We start from the raw sequence: 13,848 nt of genomic DNA on the forward strand, positions 1-13,848 counted from the left end.
GAATGATTTATTTGTTCAGTTCATTTCCGGCTTTCAATAGCTTTTCCAATGCATCCAGGTGTTCCTGGAAAGCCTTCCGGCCTTTTGCCGTAGCGATATATCGCGTATTCGGTTTGCGGTCTATAAATGATTTTTCAACAATAATATACTTCTGTTTTTCTAAAGCCTTAGTATGACTGGCCACATTACCATCGGTTGCTCCCAAAAGCTCCTTCAGGGTTTTGAAATCGACAAATTCATTCACCATAAGCACGCTCATGATCCCAAGCCGGATACGATGATCGAAGGCCTTATTAATATTGCTTATAATATTCTTCATTCAGCGGTTTTTCTGTCATATTTATTATGCATCCAGATGCCGTAAATAATATGAAAGAGCCCAAAACCAATCGCCCAGAAATAGATTCCGTAGCCAATGAACTGGGTAGCGATAAGCCCGAGTAACAGGTTGGCATATCCAAGACTTTTCAGATCGGCAAAAGTATATTTACTTCCGTGAATTAAAGCCAGGCCGTAAAAAATAAGCATGGCCGGCGCGATAAGCCCGATAAGTCCGTATTGCAAAAGGACCAGGCAAAATAGCCCTCCAGAGAAAAGCGGAATAAAAAAATTAATTAGTAGCCGTTTACTGGTATGATCCCAAATTTTCTGATCGTTCTTACTTGCTTTTCTGGTAGTAAGAAAAATGGCGGTACCAATTGCCAAGACCAGAACGCCTAAAGCAATCAGTATTAATTGCTGAATCACTTCGGTACTAATATTACTTGCAACCACCGCATTGTAATTCTCTTCGTAAATCGACCCACCGCCGGCAAGAATGCTGATGGCAAGTATCGCACCAATGATCGCATAAATCCCTGCAAAAACTCCGGCAAGTGCGCTTAGAGAAATGAATCGGGAGGAGCGGTTCATCATATTCCGGATCTCGCTTAGATCGTCCAGATACTTTTTATTTTCCATTTTAAAGTACTTTGAAAAACAAAGTAAGTTTATTTTTCTGAATGAAAAAAATAAATTCAGCATAAAAAAAGCCCCGCTTATAGCGAGGCTTTAATTTTTCTAAGCTTTTTAAGCTTCTGGCTGTGAATCTTTTTGAGTTAACTCTATCATTAAACCAATCTCTTTCAGCATTTTTTCATTATTACCACTATACCCAACTTTTCGGAAATTTATATTCCCTTTAGGCCCTATAATGATCTTGGTAGGAATTCCATTAATCCCATAGTCTGAAACTACTGTGAAGTCACGGCTACCGTCAGCTACAACTTCATCCATGATCACATGAAAATCATAATCATTTTTTTCGATGAAATCGGAAACCTTTTCATCCCGGTCTTCACCGGGTTCCCAGGTATTTACGAAAAGAAATTCTACATTCTCATTAGAGGCATATTTTTCAACTGCTTTCTGCATTCCGGGGAAAGACTTTTTACATGGTCCACACCAAGTTGCCCAGAAATCAAGAATAACGGTTTTACCCTTCATAGAACTAAGAGCTACTTCGTTACCCTGAAGGTCTGTAAGCTGGAAGGAGGGAGCCTCTTCATCTAACATTTCCTTCAGAAGATTTTCCCTTGCTTTTTCCATAGCTTTTTCTTCAAGCGATGCATAGTAAGCATCAAAATCATCATCGTTATCACCTTCAGAATATGCCTTTTTCAGGTATTCTTTCATTTCTGATTCAGCGCGGTTCTCAATGATAAACTGCTCTGCCTTGTCCAGGGTTTTTTTATAATCACCAGCTTCAATAAGATATTCCACGTAACGTGTGGTCATATCAGAAGAGGATTCATCGGTTAAAGCCTTTTCCTGAATGGCGATCGCTTCTTCAATCTTCCCTTGTTTATAAAGAGTGAATGCATAAGTGTCCCCATACATACTTTCACTGAAGGCAAGCGATTTATCATACTGCTTTCTGGAATAGTAATCTGGTTTATTCTCATAATCACCTTCACTCTTACGAAGGATTTCAAGGGATTCTTTCGATAGTTCTGCAGCCTTTTCCAGTTCCTCACCTTTTTCTGCTAATTCCCAGGCGACACTATTATATAAACCGGCTTTTGTAGTTTCCGTATCGATCTTATTCACATATTTCTGAAATTCTTCCCAGTTCTGTTCTTTAGCATAGGCCATAGCGATGTAACGTAGCATCACATTCCGGAAATTCTCATTATCGATCCCAAGTTCTTCGAATTTTTTGAAGCTATTTACCTTTTCCTCCAGATCTTTAGACCGTACCGCCTTCATCACCAGGTCCATTTGAGCTACATTGCTTTTTGGGTATTTTTCCAGGGCGATCGCTTTCAATGAATCACTTTCCTTGTCTGCGCCTTTGATCTCATACAACCGGTAAAGAGAATTTATTCCTTTTGTCTCAAGGCTATCTCGGCCAAAATAGTCTGCGATACGTTTATCTATATATTCCAGCCCTTTTTTTCGATCAGATTTTAGAAGTACCTCGGCATAAGACGCTTCGTAATCCTTTTCCAGTTCTGGATTTTTTTCCAGTTCTTTTTCCATTAGTACAAGTACTGAATCTGGCTCAACCTTAACATTGTATCTGTCTGCCTGGTTAGTGTAGTAATAACCTCTGGAAGCTAAGGCGCCTTTCACCTGTTCGCCATTTTCATCGTAAAGAGGCATCACATAACCTTTGCGGTTATTCGACTCGAAAATATCATTATTCTTAAAGTTGAATGCAATGGCCTGAATGGTATCTGGTATATTCAAACTAGCGTAGTGTGTACCAGCTGAATCTCGAAATTCAAGATCTACCGGATAATGCTTAGTTTTTACAAGATAATTTACGGTAGCTTCGGTTTTCTGGTTAAATTCACCGGAATACCTGATATTAATAGTTTCTCCGGGTTGTGGTTTGGACTTGGAAATATAAAGTTTTCCCATTTCCATGCCCTCTTCCTTTTCAGAATAATCTTCTCCACAGGAGACAAAGGTAACCATGGCTGAGAAGGCCAGTAATTGAATGAAATTCTTCATAAATAGGTTTAATATTGGTTCATGACCAATAAAACTACTCATTTTATAGCACTTAGAGGAACTTCGTTCAGATTATTCGACGACTAACGTTTTCGTGTAAATTATTTGGCTACCCAAAGCGGAATTTTAAGACTACGGTCAAAAAGTTCATCGGTCACCGAACCAACTAATAGAGAAGAGAATACATTTCCTCCTTTATCAGCGACGATAAGTAGATCTGCTCCAGCTTTTTCCGATTCATTCGACAGGTTTTCCGCTACACTGGAATCTCTGCCACGTATGATCTTTTTGTCGCATCCCGTGATCGAATGTCGTTTTAGGAATTTTTCGAATTTTTCCCGGGTATGATTTTCAATTCGAGGGATCATCTCCTCTTTGTTTAGGTAGGGAGTAAACTGAACAGGTACATTAAAAATGTTCACCGCGCTTACGGCTGCTTCATTTATTTCTAAGAGATAGGCAGCCACCTGAAATACTTTAACAGATTCCTTTGAAAAATCGGTTCCTGCCCAGATGCTCTTTAGCTTTAAACCTGGTTCCGCCGGAACAGACAGAATATCGCATTTCAAAAGTTTCATTAGTTTTTCAGAAACCACTCCTGTCCCATGATCTTTGACCTTATTACCTACCACAACCAGGTCTATGGCATATTTCTGAACAACATAATTTACCAGCGATTCGGTATAGGGATCTTCTGAAATAAGTACCTCATGTTCCACATCGGCATCAAAATTTCTGGCAACCTTGTCTTCAAGTTCCTCGCTGATCATCTTTTCCAGATCCAGTCTTTTCAGCTGTTCCTGAAAAAGATCAGAGATCTCATATTTCTTAATATTATGAACAAAATAGATCTTTTCTGGCTTGATAAGTCCAGATAGGAAGGAAGCATACTGGATAAGGTCTGTATCTATACTGGTTAAATCTAATGCAACCAGTATCCTGCTGATGCTTTTCATGATTATTCGTTTTTTTCTGAAGTTTCTAAATTCCTTTTTTCTACGATCTCGGCTACGATCTCCTCGTAATTTTCCATTTGTTTCTCAGATTTCTTTTCCTGAAGTTTCCTGAAATCCTCTTTTAAACCTTTATAAAGAGAATAGCACATCACCAGCAAAATGAGGGCAAAGGGCAATCCGGTAACAATGGTGGCTGTTTGCAGCGCCTGTAATCCTCCGCCAATTAGAAGTACGGCCGCGACCGACCCTTCGGTAACCGCCCAGAAGATTCTTTGACCTACGGGCGCATCTATTTTTCCTCCGGAAGTAAGACTGTCTATTACCAGCGACCCGGAATCTGAGGAGGTTATAAAGAATCCTGCTATTAGCAACACGGCGACGATATTAATTACCATGGACAGCGGATAATCCTGGAAGAAAACGAATAGAGCTGTCGCTATATCATCGTTCACTGCTTCGTTAAGAACGTTATTTCCTTCCATGATCTGGTCTATGGCGACACTACCAAAAGCCGACATCCAGAAGAATGTAACCAGAGAAGGTACCAGTAAAACTCCTAAAATGAATTCTCTTACGGTTCTACCTTTAGAAATACGTGCTATGAACATACCAACAAACGGAGACCAGCCAATCCACCATCCCCAATAAAACACGGTCCAGTCATTCTGCCAGGATCCATTGGAGTAAGTTTCACTCCAGGTTGATATTTCCAAGAAATTATATAGGTAGCTCCCGGTATTTTCCACAAATGACCTGAAGATAAATATGGTTGGTCCCAGTATTAATGCGAGAATTAGCAATACTACGGCAATTCTCATGTTCCATTCACTCAATACTTTTACTCCTTTATCTACTCCAAGAACTACCGACATTGTAGCAATACCGGTGATAATTGCAATTATCGTTACCTGTGTTGTGATCCCGGCAGGAAGGTCGAAAACGTGATTTAATCCTGAAGCGATCTGTTGTACTCCAAATCCGAGTGATGTGGCCAGGCCAAAAAGGGTTGCCAGGACCGCAAATATATCAATCGCATCTCCAATTTTTCCATAGATCTTGTCACCTAAGAAAGGATAGAAAATTGATCTTATGGTAAGAGGAAGTCCTCTAGTGTACGTGAAATAACTTAAAGAAAGTCCCACCAGTGCATAAACGGCCCAGGCATGAAAACCCCAATGTAAAAAGGTGAAATTCATAGCCTCTCTGGCGGCATCTGCGGTTTGAGGATCGGCGGTGGGAGGGGTGTTAAAATGCATCACCGGTTCTCCAACTCCAAAGAACAATAAACCAATACCCATTCCGGCACTAAATAGCATGGCGAACCAGGAGAGTGTTTTAAATTCAGGTTTGGCGTCCTGTCCTCCTATACGAAGTTTTCCGAATCTACCAAGTGCGAGATAGATCAGGAACACCAGGAATAAATTAATACAGAGAATAAAAAACCAATCGGCATTCTCGGCCACACCGGTTTGAAGATCGGTAAAAAAGCTTTCGGCTTTTTTCCTGAACACAAGGGTTAGAACAATACTTGCAACAATAAAAATGGACGATGTAAAAAAGACCGGTCCGTTTACCTTCAAACCAAAGATCGATTTCTTTTCGTCACTTCTGGTAACTTTCTCTGCCATAAAAATTTATTCAGTTATTAAAAATAATAGCCAATATTAATATTAAATCTTGCCTCCCATTTAGCATCGGGATCTCCAACTGCAAAGTCGTCTACGTAATCTCCTCCCAGCCAGGAGTGATTATACCCGGCGGCGTAATCTATAAAACAGAAAACGGGACCCGAACTAAACAACATACCAACCACGTTCATAAAAGAATCTTCAAAGCCCGAATTTCTTTTTCGCATATACCCGAAGTCATTGTATACCTCGATGTGTTTAACGAGTTTGGTATTAATATCCAGGATTCGGGAAATTCCAACATTGTAAATTTCAAATTCTGTCGCTACTTCATATGGAGCCCCGAAAGCACCCATCATGATAGATTGCCTGGATTCACCCACAGCGTTTTCGGGACTAAAAGACGCTGTGAGACCTTGTGCCTTAATAAACCAATCCTCGGTTTTATATTGATAATGCAAGGCGAAAGCGTAGCGATCTCCAATATTTTCTGTGTCCAGGTTATAAATTCCTCCATATTGCCCGGAAACCCCTATTTTGTGAGAAGGATCTTTTAGTGGTTTATATACAATCTTAGCATTGAACTGATGAATCTCCTTGTTGCGACCAACAATATCGTAGGCATATCTGCTGGAAGTATGCTCTGAGGCATCCCCAAAAATCTCTTCTTCAGCATTTTTAAAATACCCTAGATGATATTCCAGTTTCTCGCCGATATGTGTAAAAGCGGCTCCCATATCATAATCATCTTCCAGACCAACATAATAGGGTAAATTGAAGAAGAAATTATGGGAATTATAGCGTTCTATACCGAAGGGAACCTTGATGAGACCAAATTCTACTGTATTTTTTTCATCAAAATTATATCCCACGGTTCCCTCCTTCAGAAAATTACCTCCAAAGGTATCTGAGTAGAATCTGTATTCAAATCTTGTGAATAGGCCTTCATAAGATCCTGTCACATCCAGCCTGAAAAGATCAAAACCGAAATCACCACCGCGATTTTTTTGTCCTTCTTTCCAGGAAGATAAATTATAGTTAAAACGCAATGCTCCACCAAAATCTACCTTCGGCTTTTCCTGAGCGTTAATCTGAGTAGGGAATAAGGCCAAGGCAAGCCAAAAAAATATGCAGATAGAGGAATAATGCTGTTTCATAGGGTCCCAGGATTAGTTATTCCACTCAAGTTACCTTAGAATCCTTTCTGAAACGAAAAACCTGAAAAAATTTAAGAATACTTTAATTTAATTGAAGTCTCCAAAATTTCCTCTAAAATATACCATTCATCAGGCTACAGAACAAAAAAGGCCTCCTGAACCGGAAGCCTTTGAAATAACGATTTCAGATAAAATTTATTTAAGCGAATTAACAGTTTTTTTGATTTCTGTGAGGTTGCTTAGCAATTTTTCGAGATGAGCCAGATCCAGCATATTGGCTCCATCACTCTTTGCATTGGCCGGATCGAAATGTGTTTCAATGAAAAGCCCATCTACATTATTTACTACCCCGGCGCGGGCAATAGTTTCTATCATATCTGGTCTTCCGCCCGTAACTCCACTGCTTTGGTTAGGTTGTTGAAGTGAGTGAGTTACATCAAGTACTGTAGGTGCAAATTCACGCATGGTAGGAATACCCCTGAAATCTACAATTAGATCCTGATAGCCGAACATGGTTCCTCTGTCTGTAACCATCACCTGTTCATTATTACAGTCGGTCACCTTGGTAACAGCGTGTTTCATCGCGTCTGGACTCATGAACTGACCTTTTTTAAGGTTTACAACTTTTCCTGTTTCAGCAGCAGCGACCACAAGATCTGTTTGCCTTACCAGGAATGCGGGAATCTGTAGAACGTCAACATACTCAGCGGCCTTTTTAGCATCACTAATTTCATGGATATCAGTAACTGTAGGAACATTAAAGGTTTCGGAAACCTTGCGCAAAATTTTAAGTGCCTTTTCATCACCAATGCCGGTAAAACTATCTATCCTGCTTCGGTTGGCCTTTTTAAAGGAACCTTTAAAGACATACGGGATCTTTAATTTATCGGTGATAGAAACAACTTTTTCAGCAATCCTAAGCGCCATTTCCTCACCCTCGATGGCACATGGACCGGAGAGTAGAAAGAAATTGTCAGAATCGGCGTGTTTTATATTTGGAATTTTATTCAGCTTCATTTTTTCAGAATTTGAAGCAAAGATAATTGAATTAATCGCCGGTTGCAATTAAGAAGAATAGAGTATTATTACAATTAAAAATGTAAAAAACTGTAAATTAGACACTTGTGAAATGTTAATTAGCCAACTATGAAAATTCATGAATTTTTAATTCCGCAACTGCAGCAGGAAGTTGCTTTAACTGAAAAATTCCTCAAAAGAATCCCAGAAGAGCATATGGACTGGAAGCCTCACGAAAAGTCGATGACTATAAAACAGATTGCCAATCACCTGGCAGAGATACCTGCATGGATCACCGGTACTATGGAGGCTGAATCTCTGGATCTAAAGGGTTATAACTCGCCAGACTTCGATACTGTTGAAGATATTATTAAAGAATTAAAGAAAAATACAGCAGGGGCAGAAACCTCCTTACGAAAGAGAGATGAAGAATTTCACAGGACCTGGAGGATGACCAGGGAAGGGGAGACGCTCTTCGAAATGCCCAAGTTCAACGTTTTACAGGCGATGGTACTGAACCAGTTCCCGCATCACCGGGCGCAGCTTGGCGTATATTTCAGGTTGCTCGATATCTCGGTCCCGGCCACTTATGGACCCAGTGCCGATGAAGATTAGAAAAAAAACCGCCGAAGAGGCGGTTTTCTACTTCTATAACAGAACTTTTTAATTCATCATTAGTTCCCCACATGCTGCCGGAATAGTAGCCACATATTCTCCCTCGTTATCAATACCGTGAAGTACAATAACTCTGTTTTCAAGATCGGCAAGTTCTTCAGCAGTAGGCATACCATTCTCGCCAAGCATAAAAGTTTGCTCATAAGAAATATTTCCTTCAGCATCGGCCATTGGAAAATCTTCTAGCGGAAGAAGAACCTCTCCGTAAAATGGAGCTCCTTCAGGAATTGTGATAATTCCGTCTTCATCCTCATCAGCGGTTGCAGGTGGGCAGGTTGCATTTGCATTAGCATCACTTAATCCGTGGATATGTTGAGGGTGAGTCATTTCCGGCGTCATTCCTTGAGCCATTATATTCACAGTTATTTCATCGCCCTGTAAACTTACCGTTGCCGTACCTGAAACACCTGAATCGTTCAGGCTTCCTAATTGAGCCGTATAAGACATCATTTCTTCCATATTCTCGTTGTCATCATCGTCATCACAACTTACAAATCCCATCACTAGAATAGACAGGAATAATCCTTTGATAATTTTCATAAAAATGTATTTTGTTTGGCCCAAAACTAGAATGATGAAAATGGCTGGTCAAAAACTTTAAAGGCATTTAACACGAATTGATTTTACATTTAACAGTGACTAAATCTCAGGTAGTTTTTAACTGAGCTACATTTCAATCTACTACAAGTCCGATGCCTGAAATTTTCGTATTCCGGTCTTAACTTTTTTAGTAGAATTTTACTTTTTGAACTGTTTTAAATGTTTTTGGGATTGAAACTATTATTTGAATACAGAAAAATTAGATTAAAATGATTGATATTCAATTATTTAAAATCTTCTAAAACAGCGATGGTTTAGTGAAAAATAGCTGTACATTTGCAGCCTTAAAAATAGGGCTACATGACAGCTATTAGAAATATCGCGATTATCGCACACGTTGACCACGGGAAGACTACCCTGGTTGATAAAATTATGCATCACTGTGAATTGTTCCGTGATAACGAATCTACAGGCGAACTTATCCTGGATAATAACGATCTGGAAAGAGAACGCGGAATTACCATTACTTCCAAGAACGTTTCGGTAACCTATAAGGATACCAAGATTAATATTATCGATACTCCTGGTCACGCCGATTTTGGTGGTGAGGTAGAACGAGTTCTTAACATGGCAGATGGTGTGTTACTTTTGGTAGATGCTTTTGAAGGGCCTATGCCGCAAACACGTTTTGTTCTTCAGAAGGCCATCGATCTCGGGTTGAAGCCTTGTGTGGTGGTAAACAAAGTTGATAAAGAAAACTGTACCCCGGAAGAGGTTCACGAAAAAGTTTTCGATTTGATGTTTGAACTTGGAGCGGAAGAGTGGCAGTTAGATTTTCCAACCGTTTACGGTTCAGCGAAGAATAACTGGATGAGTGAAGACTGGAAGCAACAAACTGAAAATATCGAGCCTTTGCTTGATATGGTAATAGAGCATATCCCGGAGCCAAAAGTAGACCTGGAAGGAACTCCTCAAATGCTTATTACTTCTCTTGATTTCTCTTCATTTACCGGTCGTATCGCAATTGGAAGGTTACAAAGAGGAACTTTAAAAGAGAACCAGCAGGTTTCTTTAGTTAAACGTGATGGTAGCATCAAGAAAACAAGAATAAAAGAATTACATACTTTCGAAGGTTTAGGCCGTAGAAAGATCGAAGAAGTACAGGCAGGTGATATTTGTGCCATCGTTGGATTAGAAGGATTTGAAATTGGTGATACTGTAGCCGATTTCGAAAATCCTGAAGGTTTGAAGACCATCCGTATCGATGAGCCTACCATGAGCATGCTGTTCACGATTAACGATTCGCCATTCTTCGGAAAGGACGGAAAGTTCGTGACTTCAAGACATATCAAGGAAAGACTTTATAAAGAACTTGAAAAGAACCTTGCACTTCGTGTAGAGGAAACTGATAGTGCCGATAAATTTATGGTCTTTGGTAGAGGGGTTCTTCACCTATCTGTTCTCATCGAAACGATGAGGCGTGAAGGTTATGAACTTCAGATCGGTCAGCCACAGGTAATTATCAAGGAAATTGATGGTGTAAAATGCGAGCCGGTTGAAGAGCTTACCATTGACCTTCCAGAGGATGTTTCCGGTAAAGCCGTGGAAATGGTGACCATGAGAAAAGGGGAGATGCTAAGCATGGAAGCAAAAGGTGACCGAATGAATATTCAGTTCCTTATTCCATCCAGAGGGATCATTGGTTTAAGAAACCAGTTGCTTACTGCAACTGCCGGTGAAGCGATCATGGCTCACAGATATAAGGAATATCAGCCTTTAAAAGGTGGAATTCCGGAAAGACAGAACGGTTCTTTGGTTTCTATGGAAAAAGGAAAAGCGATTCCTTATTCAATTGATAAGCTACAGGATAGAGGTAAGTTTTTCGTAGATCCGGGTGAGGATATTTATGAAGGTCAGGTTATTGGTGAGAACTCACGCCAGGATGATATGGTGGTGAACATTACCAAGACCAAGAAACTTTCTAACGTACGTTCTTCAGGAGCCGATGATAAAGCGAAGATCGTTCCAGCTATTAAATTCTCATTAGAAGAAGCATTGGAATATATTCAGAAGGATGAATATGTTGAGGTTACTCCAAACCACCTGAGACTTAGAAAAGTTCTTCTTACTGAAAACGAAAGGAAAAGAGCCAAAGCTATTTAAATTATAAAGGTCATTTTGAAGAAGGGAAACGACTGAGAGATCTCTTGGAAGATGGTATTGAGTTGAGATTTCTCCCTTTGGTCGATATGACAATAATGTTATCAAAGCCTGCCGTAAGGCGGGCTTTTTTATTAAAATGAAGATTATGACCGAATTTTTAGGAGTTTCCGTCACCGAGTGGATTGGCTACCTGGCTTCCTTCTTTGTAGGAATTTCTTTTTTTATGAGGAATATTATCACCTTGCGTTATGTGAACAGTGTAGGATGTTTGTTCTTTATTGTTTATGGCTTCTTGCTGGATTCATGGCCAGTGATCATTACTAATTTTGTGATCGTTAGTGTAAACTTTTTTTACCTCTTCATCAATAAGAAAAATACTGCAGAAGCCTAAATTCTAATCGCCGTAAAGGTTCTTAGCCGCTATAGCAGCTCCAAGGATTCCGGCGGTATTGCGTAGTTTTGCCGGAGCGAGCCTGGTATTTACCTTAAGATATTCGTCATATTTCTTCCAGTGCTTGGAAATTCCACCCCCAACCAGAATAAGGTCAGGATTCAGGACTTTAAAAATATGGTTGATGAAAACATTGAATCTTTTCGCCCATTTTTTATAACTAAGATCTTCCTTCTTTTTTATTGAAGAGGCTGCCCAGTCTTCGATTTTTTCATATTCATTGTAGGATAACTGGCCCAGTTCGAAATTAGGAATTAGCTCGCCATCAAAGTAAGCGCCACTGCCAAGCCCGGTGCCCACGGTGATCATAAGAATGAAACCTTCTTCATCCTGACCGGCACCAAAGTTTAATTCTGCCAATCCTGCGGCATCAGCATCGTTAATCACTGTGAAATTAAAGCCTGTAGTTTTTTCGAAAAGTTGTTCAACATTTACTCCAACCCAATCTTTGTGAAGATTACCTTCATCTTTGCAGACTCCCTTTTTTATGATCGTGGGAAATCCGCATCCTACGATTCCCTCGTATTCAAAATGTTGAATTATCGCCTCTACGGCTCTCGCCATAGGTTCGGGTTTTCGGGATTTAGGAGTTGGGATCCTGAATTTTGGCGTGCATAACTCTCCGGTATGAAGGTTTACGATTGCACCTTTTATACCTGAACCTCCTATATCTATTCCTAGTATTTCCATCAATTGAATTGAAGTTAATACAAGTTATCAAAAATGAAATTTTTCAGAAAAGATTTTAGAAAGGATTATTGAGCAAAGCGATATTCGTTTCCTTTATTAGGTAAAATGTCATGCTGAATTTATTTCAGCATCTTTTAAAAAGTAGGATATTTTAGAGACCCTGAAACAAGTTCAGGGTGACGTTCTTTTTGATGTTATTGTGAACAAAGCGAAGTAGTTTTTTCATCTTCGTCATGCTGAATTTATTTCAGCATCTTTTAAAAATCAGGATATTTTAGAGACCCTGAAACTAGTTCAGGGAGACGTTCTTTTTAATGTTATTGTGAGCAAAGCGAAGCAGTTTTTACATCTGCGTCATGCTGAATTTATTTCAGCATCTTTTGAAAAGTAGGATATTTCAGAGACCCTGAAACAAGTTCAGGGTGAGGTTCTTTTTGAGGTTATTGTGAACAAAGCGAAGCAGTTTATTTTCATCTTCGTCAGGCTGATATTATTTCAGCATCTTTTAAAAAGTAGGATATTTTAGAGACCCTGAAACGAGTTCAGGGTGACGTTCTTTTTTGATATTATTGTGAGCGTAGCGCGGCAGTCTTATTAATTGATTTAGTGCGGAGTAAGCTGAATGAGCTTGCTTCGTCGTAGCCTCCTCGCAATGACGTTAAGTTCATGTCACTGCGAGCCTAGCGAAGCAGTCTCAGGATAGTGCCGGTAATTTTAAACAGATTTCTGTACTACTTCAAAAACCCGTTGCCCGTCACATTTTAAAGTTTTGGATGGATACTTCAGTAGTAAGGCATAATCATGGGTGGCCATTAAAATGGTATTTCCATTCTTGCTGATCTCCTGTAGGACTTCCATAACTTCTACCGAAGTTTGTGGATCCAGGTTTCCGGTTGGCTCATCGGCGAGTATAAGTTCAGGATCATTAAGCAAAGCTCTGGCAATGGCAACTCTTTGTTGCTCACCACCAGATAGCTGGTAAGGATATTTGAACCCCTTGGTTTTCATTCCAACTTTATCAAGAACCTCGTCGATCTTACTATCCATCCCTTTTTTGTCTTTCCAGCCGGTTGCTTTCAGAACAAAGAGAAGATTGTCTTTTATATTCCTGTCGGTAAGTAATTTAAAATCCTGGAAAACCACACCCAGTTTTCTTCTTAAATAGGGAATGTCTTTTTCCTTTAGAGTACGTAGATTAAAATCTACAATATGTCCTTCACCTTCGGTAAGAGGAAGGTCACCATAAAGGGTTTTCATAAAACTACTTTTTCCCGTTCCAGTTTTACCAATCAGGTATACAAAATCACCTTTGTTCACCGTAACATCTACTTCAGATAAAATAAGGCTTTCGCGTTGATAGATAGCTGCATTTTTAAGTTCCAGAACAGGTTGAGACATGAAATTAGCGATTTGAGGTTTTATCCTGAATTAATTCAAAGTTCATATTTGCCCGGCACGTTTTAGATAAGACAGAAACTAACCGATCAAAAAATTGATTTTTAAAAATCCATAATGGCCTTCAAATATACATTTTTCAGCATGTCCCTGCATACTTTTTTTTGCATTAACATAAT

13 protein-coding genes are annotated in these 13,848 nt (G+C 39.6%); 3 read left to right on the forward strand and 10 right to left on the reverse strand.

Annotation, left to right across the window (positions count from 1 at the left end):
• Window positions 1–7 precede the first annotated feature (7 nt).
• The 7 genes from ML462_RS09370 to kdsA all read right to left on the reverse strand — a co-directional run bounded on the left by ML462_RS09370 (window position 8) and on the right by kdsA (window position 7,755).
• Window positions 8–319: a winged helix-turn-helix domain-containing protein gene (locus ML462_RS09370; protein ID WP_240713561.1), complete on the reverse strand. Its 312-nt coding sequence runs from the start codon at window positions 317–319 to the stop codon at window positions 8–10.
• The gene (locus tag ML462_RS09375; RefSeq protein ID WP_240713562.1) at window positions 316–960 is read right to left on the reverse strand and encodes a hypothetical protein; all 645 of its coding nucleotides are present in this window, start codon (window positions 958–960) and stop codon (window positions 316–318) included. Before ML462_RS09375 ends, ML462_RS09370 begins: the two co-directional genes overlap by 4 nt.
• Window positions 961–1,068: 108 nt before the next feature.
• A complete protein-coding gene (locus ML462_RS09380) occupies window positions 1,069–2,997 on the reverse strand; it encodes a TlpA disulfide reductase family protein (RefSeq protein WP_240713563.1) in 1,929 nt (642 codons plus the stop codon).
• Window positions 2,998–3,098: 101 nt separating this feature from the next.
• Window positions 3,099–3,953 (reverse strand): universal stress protein, encoded by an 855-nt coding sequence (locus ML462_RS09385; protein ID WP_240713564.1) that lies wholly within the window; start codon window positions 3,951–3,953, stop codon window positions 3,099–3,101.
• Window positions 3,954–3,955: 2 nt separating this feature from the next.
• Window positions 3,956–5,581 carry a BCCT family transporter gene (locus ML462_RS09390; RefSeq protein WP_240713565.1) on the reverse strand — a complete coding sequence of 542 codons (1,626 nt, stop codon included), beginning with the start codon at window positions 5,579–5,581 and terminating at the stop codon, window positions 3,956–3,958.
• A gap of 17 nt (window positions 5,582–5,598) precedes the next feature.
• Window positions 5,599–6,738: a porin gene (locus ML462_RS09395; RefSeq protein ID WP_240713566.1), complete on the reverse strand. Its 1,140-nt coding sequence runs from the start codon at window positions 6,736–6,738 to the stop codon at window positions 5,599–5,601.
• Window positions 6,739–6,933: 195 nt separating this feature from the next.
• On the reverse strand, window positions 6,934–7,755 hold the full coding sequence (gene kdsA / locus ML462_RS09400; RefSeq protein ID WP_240713567.1) for a 3-deoxy-8-phosphooctulonate synthase: 822 nt from the start codon (window positions 7,753–7,755) through the stop codon (window positions 6,934–6,936).
• A 129-nt stretch (window positions 7,756–7,884) separates the two neighbouring features.
• Here kdsA and ML462_RS09405 point away from each other — a divergent pair, with 129 nt between their 5' ends.
• Window positions 7,885–8,370 carry a DinB family protein gene (locus ML462_RS09405; protein ID WP_240713568.1) on the forward strand — a complete coding sequence of 162 codons (486 nt, stop codon included), beginning with the start codon at window positions 7,885–7,887 and terminating at the stop codon, window positions 8,368–8,370.
• Window positions 8,371–8,418: 48 nt separating this feature from the next.
• Here ML462_RS09405 and ML462_RS09410 read toward each other — a convergent pair whose 3' ends face one another.
• On the reverse strand, window positions 8,419–8,970 hold the full coding sequence (locus ML462_RS09410; RefSeq protein WP_240713569.1) for a hypothetical protein: 552 nt from the start codon (window positions 8,968–8,970) through the stop codon (window positions 8,419–8,421).
• Window positions 8,971–9,330: 360 nt separating this feature from the next.
• Between ML462_RS09410 and typA the strand changes: the two genes are divergently transcribed.
• Complete coding sequence (typA, locus tag ML462_RS09415) at window positions 9,331–11,133, forward strand: translational GTPase TypA (RefSeq protein ID WP_240713570.1); 1,803 nt, start codon at window positions 9,331–9,333, stop codon at window positions 11,131–11,133.
• Between the two features lie 145 nt (window positions 11,134–11,278).
• Complete coding sequence (locus ML462_RS09420; RefSeq protein ID WP_240713571.1) at window positions 11,279–11,524, forward strand: YgjV family protein; 246 nt, start codon at window positions 11,279–11,281, stop codon at window positions 11,522–11,524.
• A 3-nt stretch (window positions 11,525–11,527) separates the two neighbouring features.
• Here the strand turns inward: ML462_RS09420 and ppgK are convergent, their stop codons facing one another.
• Complete coding sequence (gene ppgK, locus ML462_RS09425; RefSeq protein ID WP_240713572.1) at window positions 11,528–12,274, reverse strand: polyphosphate--glucose phosphotransferase; 747 nt, start codon at window positions 12,272–12,274, stop codon at window positions 11,528–11,530.
• 714 nt (window positions 12,275–12,988) lie between these two features.
• Window positions 12,989–13,672 (reverse strand): cell division ATP-binding protein FtsE, encoded by a 684-nt coding sequence (locus ML462_RS09430; protein ID WP_240713573.1) that lies wholly within the window; start codon window positions 13,670–13,672, stop codon window positions 12,989–12,991.
• Between the last annotated feature and the right edge of the window lie 176 nt (window positions 13,673–13,848).

Source organism: Christiangramia lutea, assembly GCF_022489035.1.
GTDB lineage: Bacteria > Bacteroidota > Bacteroidia > Flavobacteriales > Flavobacteriaceae > Christiangramia > Christiangramia lutea.

Excerpts from the sequence above, each read along its gene's own strand:
- ML462_RS09380 (WP_240713563.1), bottom strand. The coding sequence starts at position 2,997 with ATGAAGAATTTCATTCAATTACTGGCCTTCTCAGCCATGGTTACCTTT.
- ML462_RS09385 (WP_240713564.1), bottom strand. The coding sequence starts at position 3,953 with ATGAAAAGCATCAGCAGGATACTGGTTGCATTAGATTTAACCAGTATA.
- ML462_RS09410 (WP_240713569.1), bottom strand. The coding sequence starts at position 8,970 with ATGAAAATTATCAAAGGATTATTCCTGTCTATTCTAGTGATGGGATTT.
- ML462_RS09395 (WP_240713566.1), bottom strand. The coding sequence starts at position 6,738 with ATGAAACAGCATTATTCCTCTATCTGCATATTTTTTTGGCTTGCCTTG.
- ML462_RS09420 (WP_240713571.1), top strand. The coding sequence starts at position 11,279 with ATGACCGAATTTTTAGGAGTTTCCGTCACCGAGTGGATTGGCTACCTG.
- typA (WP_240713570.1), top strand. The coding sequence starts at position 9,331 with ATGACAGCTATTAGAAATATCGCGATTATCGCACACGTTGACCACGGG.
- ML462_RS09390 (WP_240713565.1), bottom strand. The coding sequence starts at position 5,581 with ATGGCAGAGAAAGTTACCAGAAGTGACGAAAAGAAATCGATCTTTGGT.
- ML462_RS09405 (WP_240713568.1), top strand. The coding sequence starts at position 7,885 with ATGAAAATTCATGAATTTTTAATTCCGCAACTGCAGCAGGAAGTTGCT.
- ppgK (WP_240713572.1), bottom strand. The coding sequence starts at position 12,274 with ATGGAAATACTAGGAATAGATATAGGAGGTTCAGGTATAAAAGGTGCA.
- ML462_RS09370 (WP_240713561.1), bottom strand. The coding sequence starts at position 319 with ATGAAGAATATTATAAGCAATATTAATAAGGCCTTCGATCATCGTATC.
- ML462_RS09430 (WP_240713573.1), bottom strand. The coding sequence starts at position 13,672 with ATGTCTCAACCTGTTCTGGAACTTAAAAATGCAGCTATCTATCAACGC.
- kdsA (WP_240713567.1), bottom strand. The coding sequence starts at position 7,755 with ATGAAGCTGAATAAAATTCCAAATATAAAACACGCCGATTCTGACAAT.
- ML462_RS09375 (WP_240713562.1), bottom strand. The coding sequence starts at position 960 with ATGGAAAATAAAAAGTATCTGGACGATCTAAGCGAGATCCGGAATATG.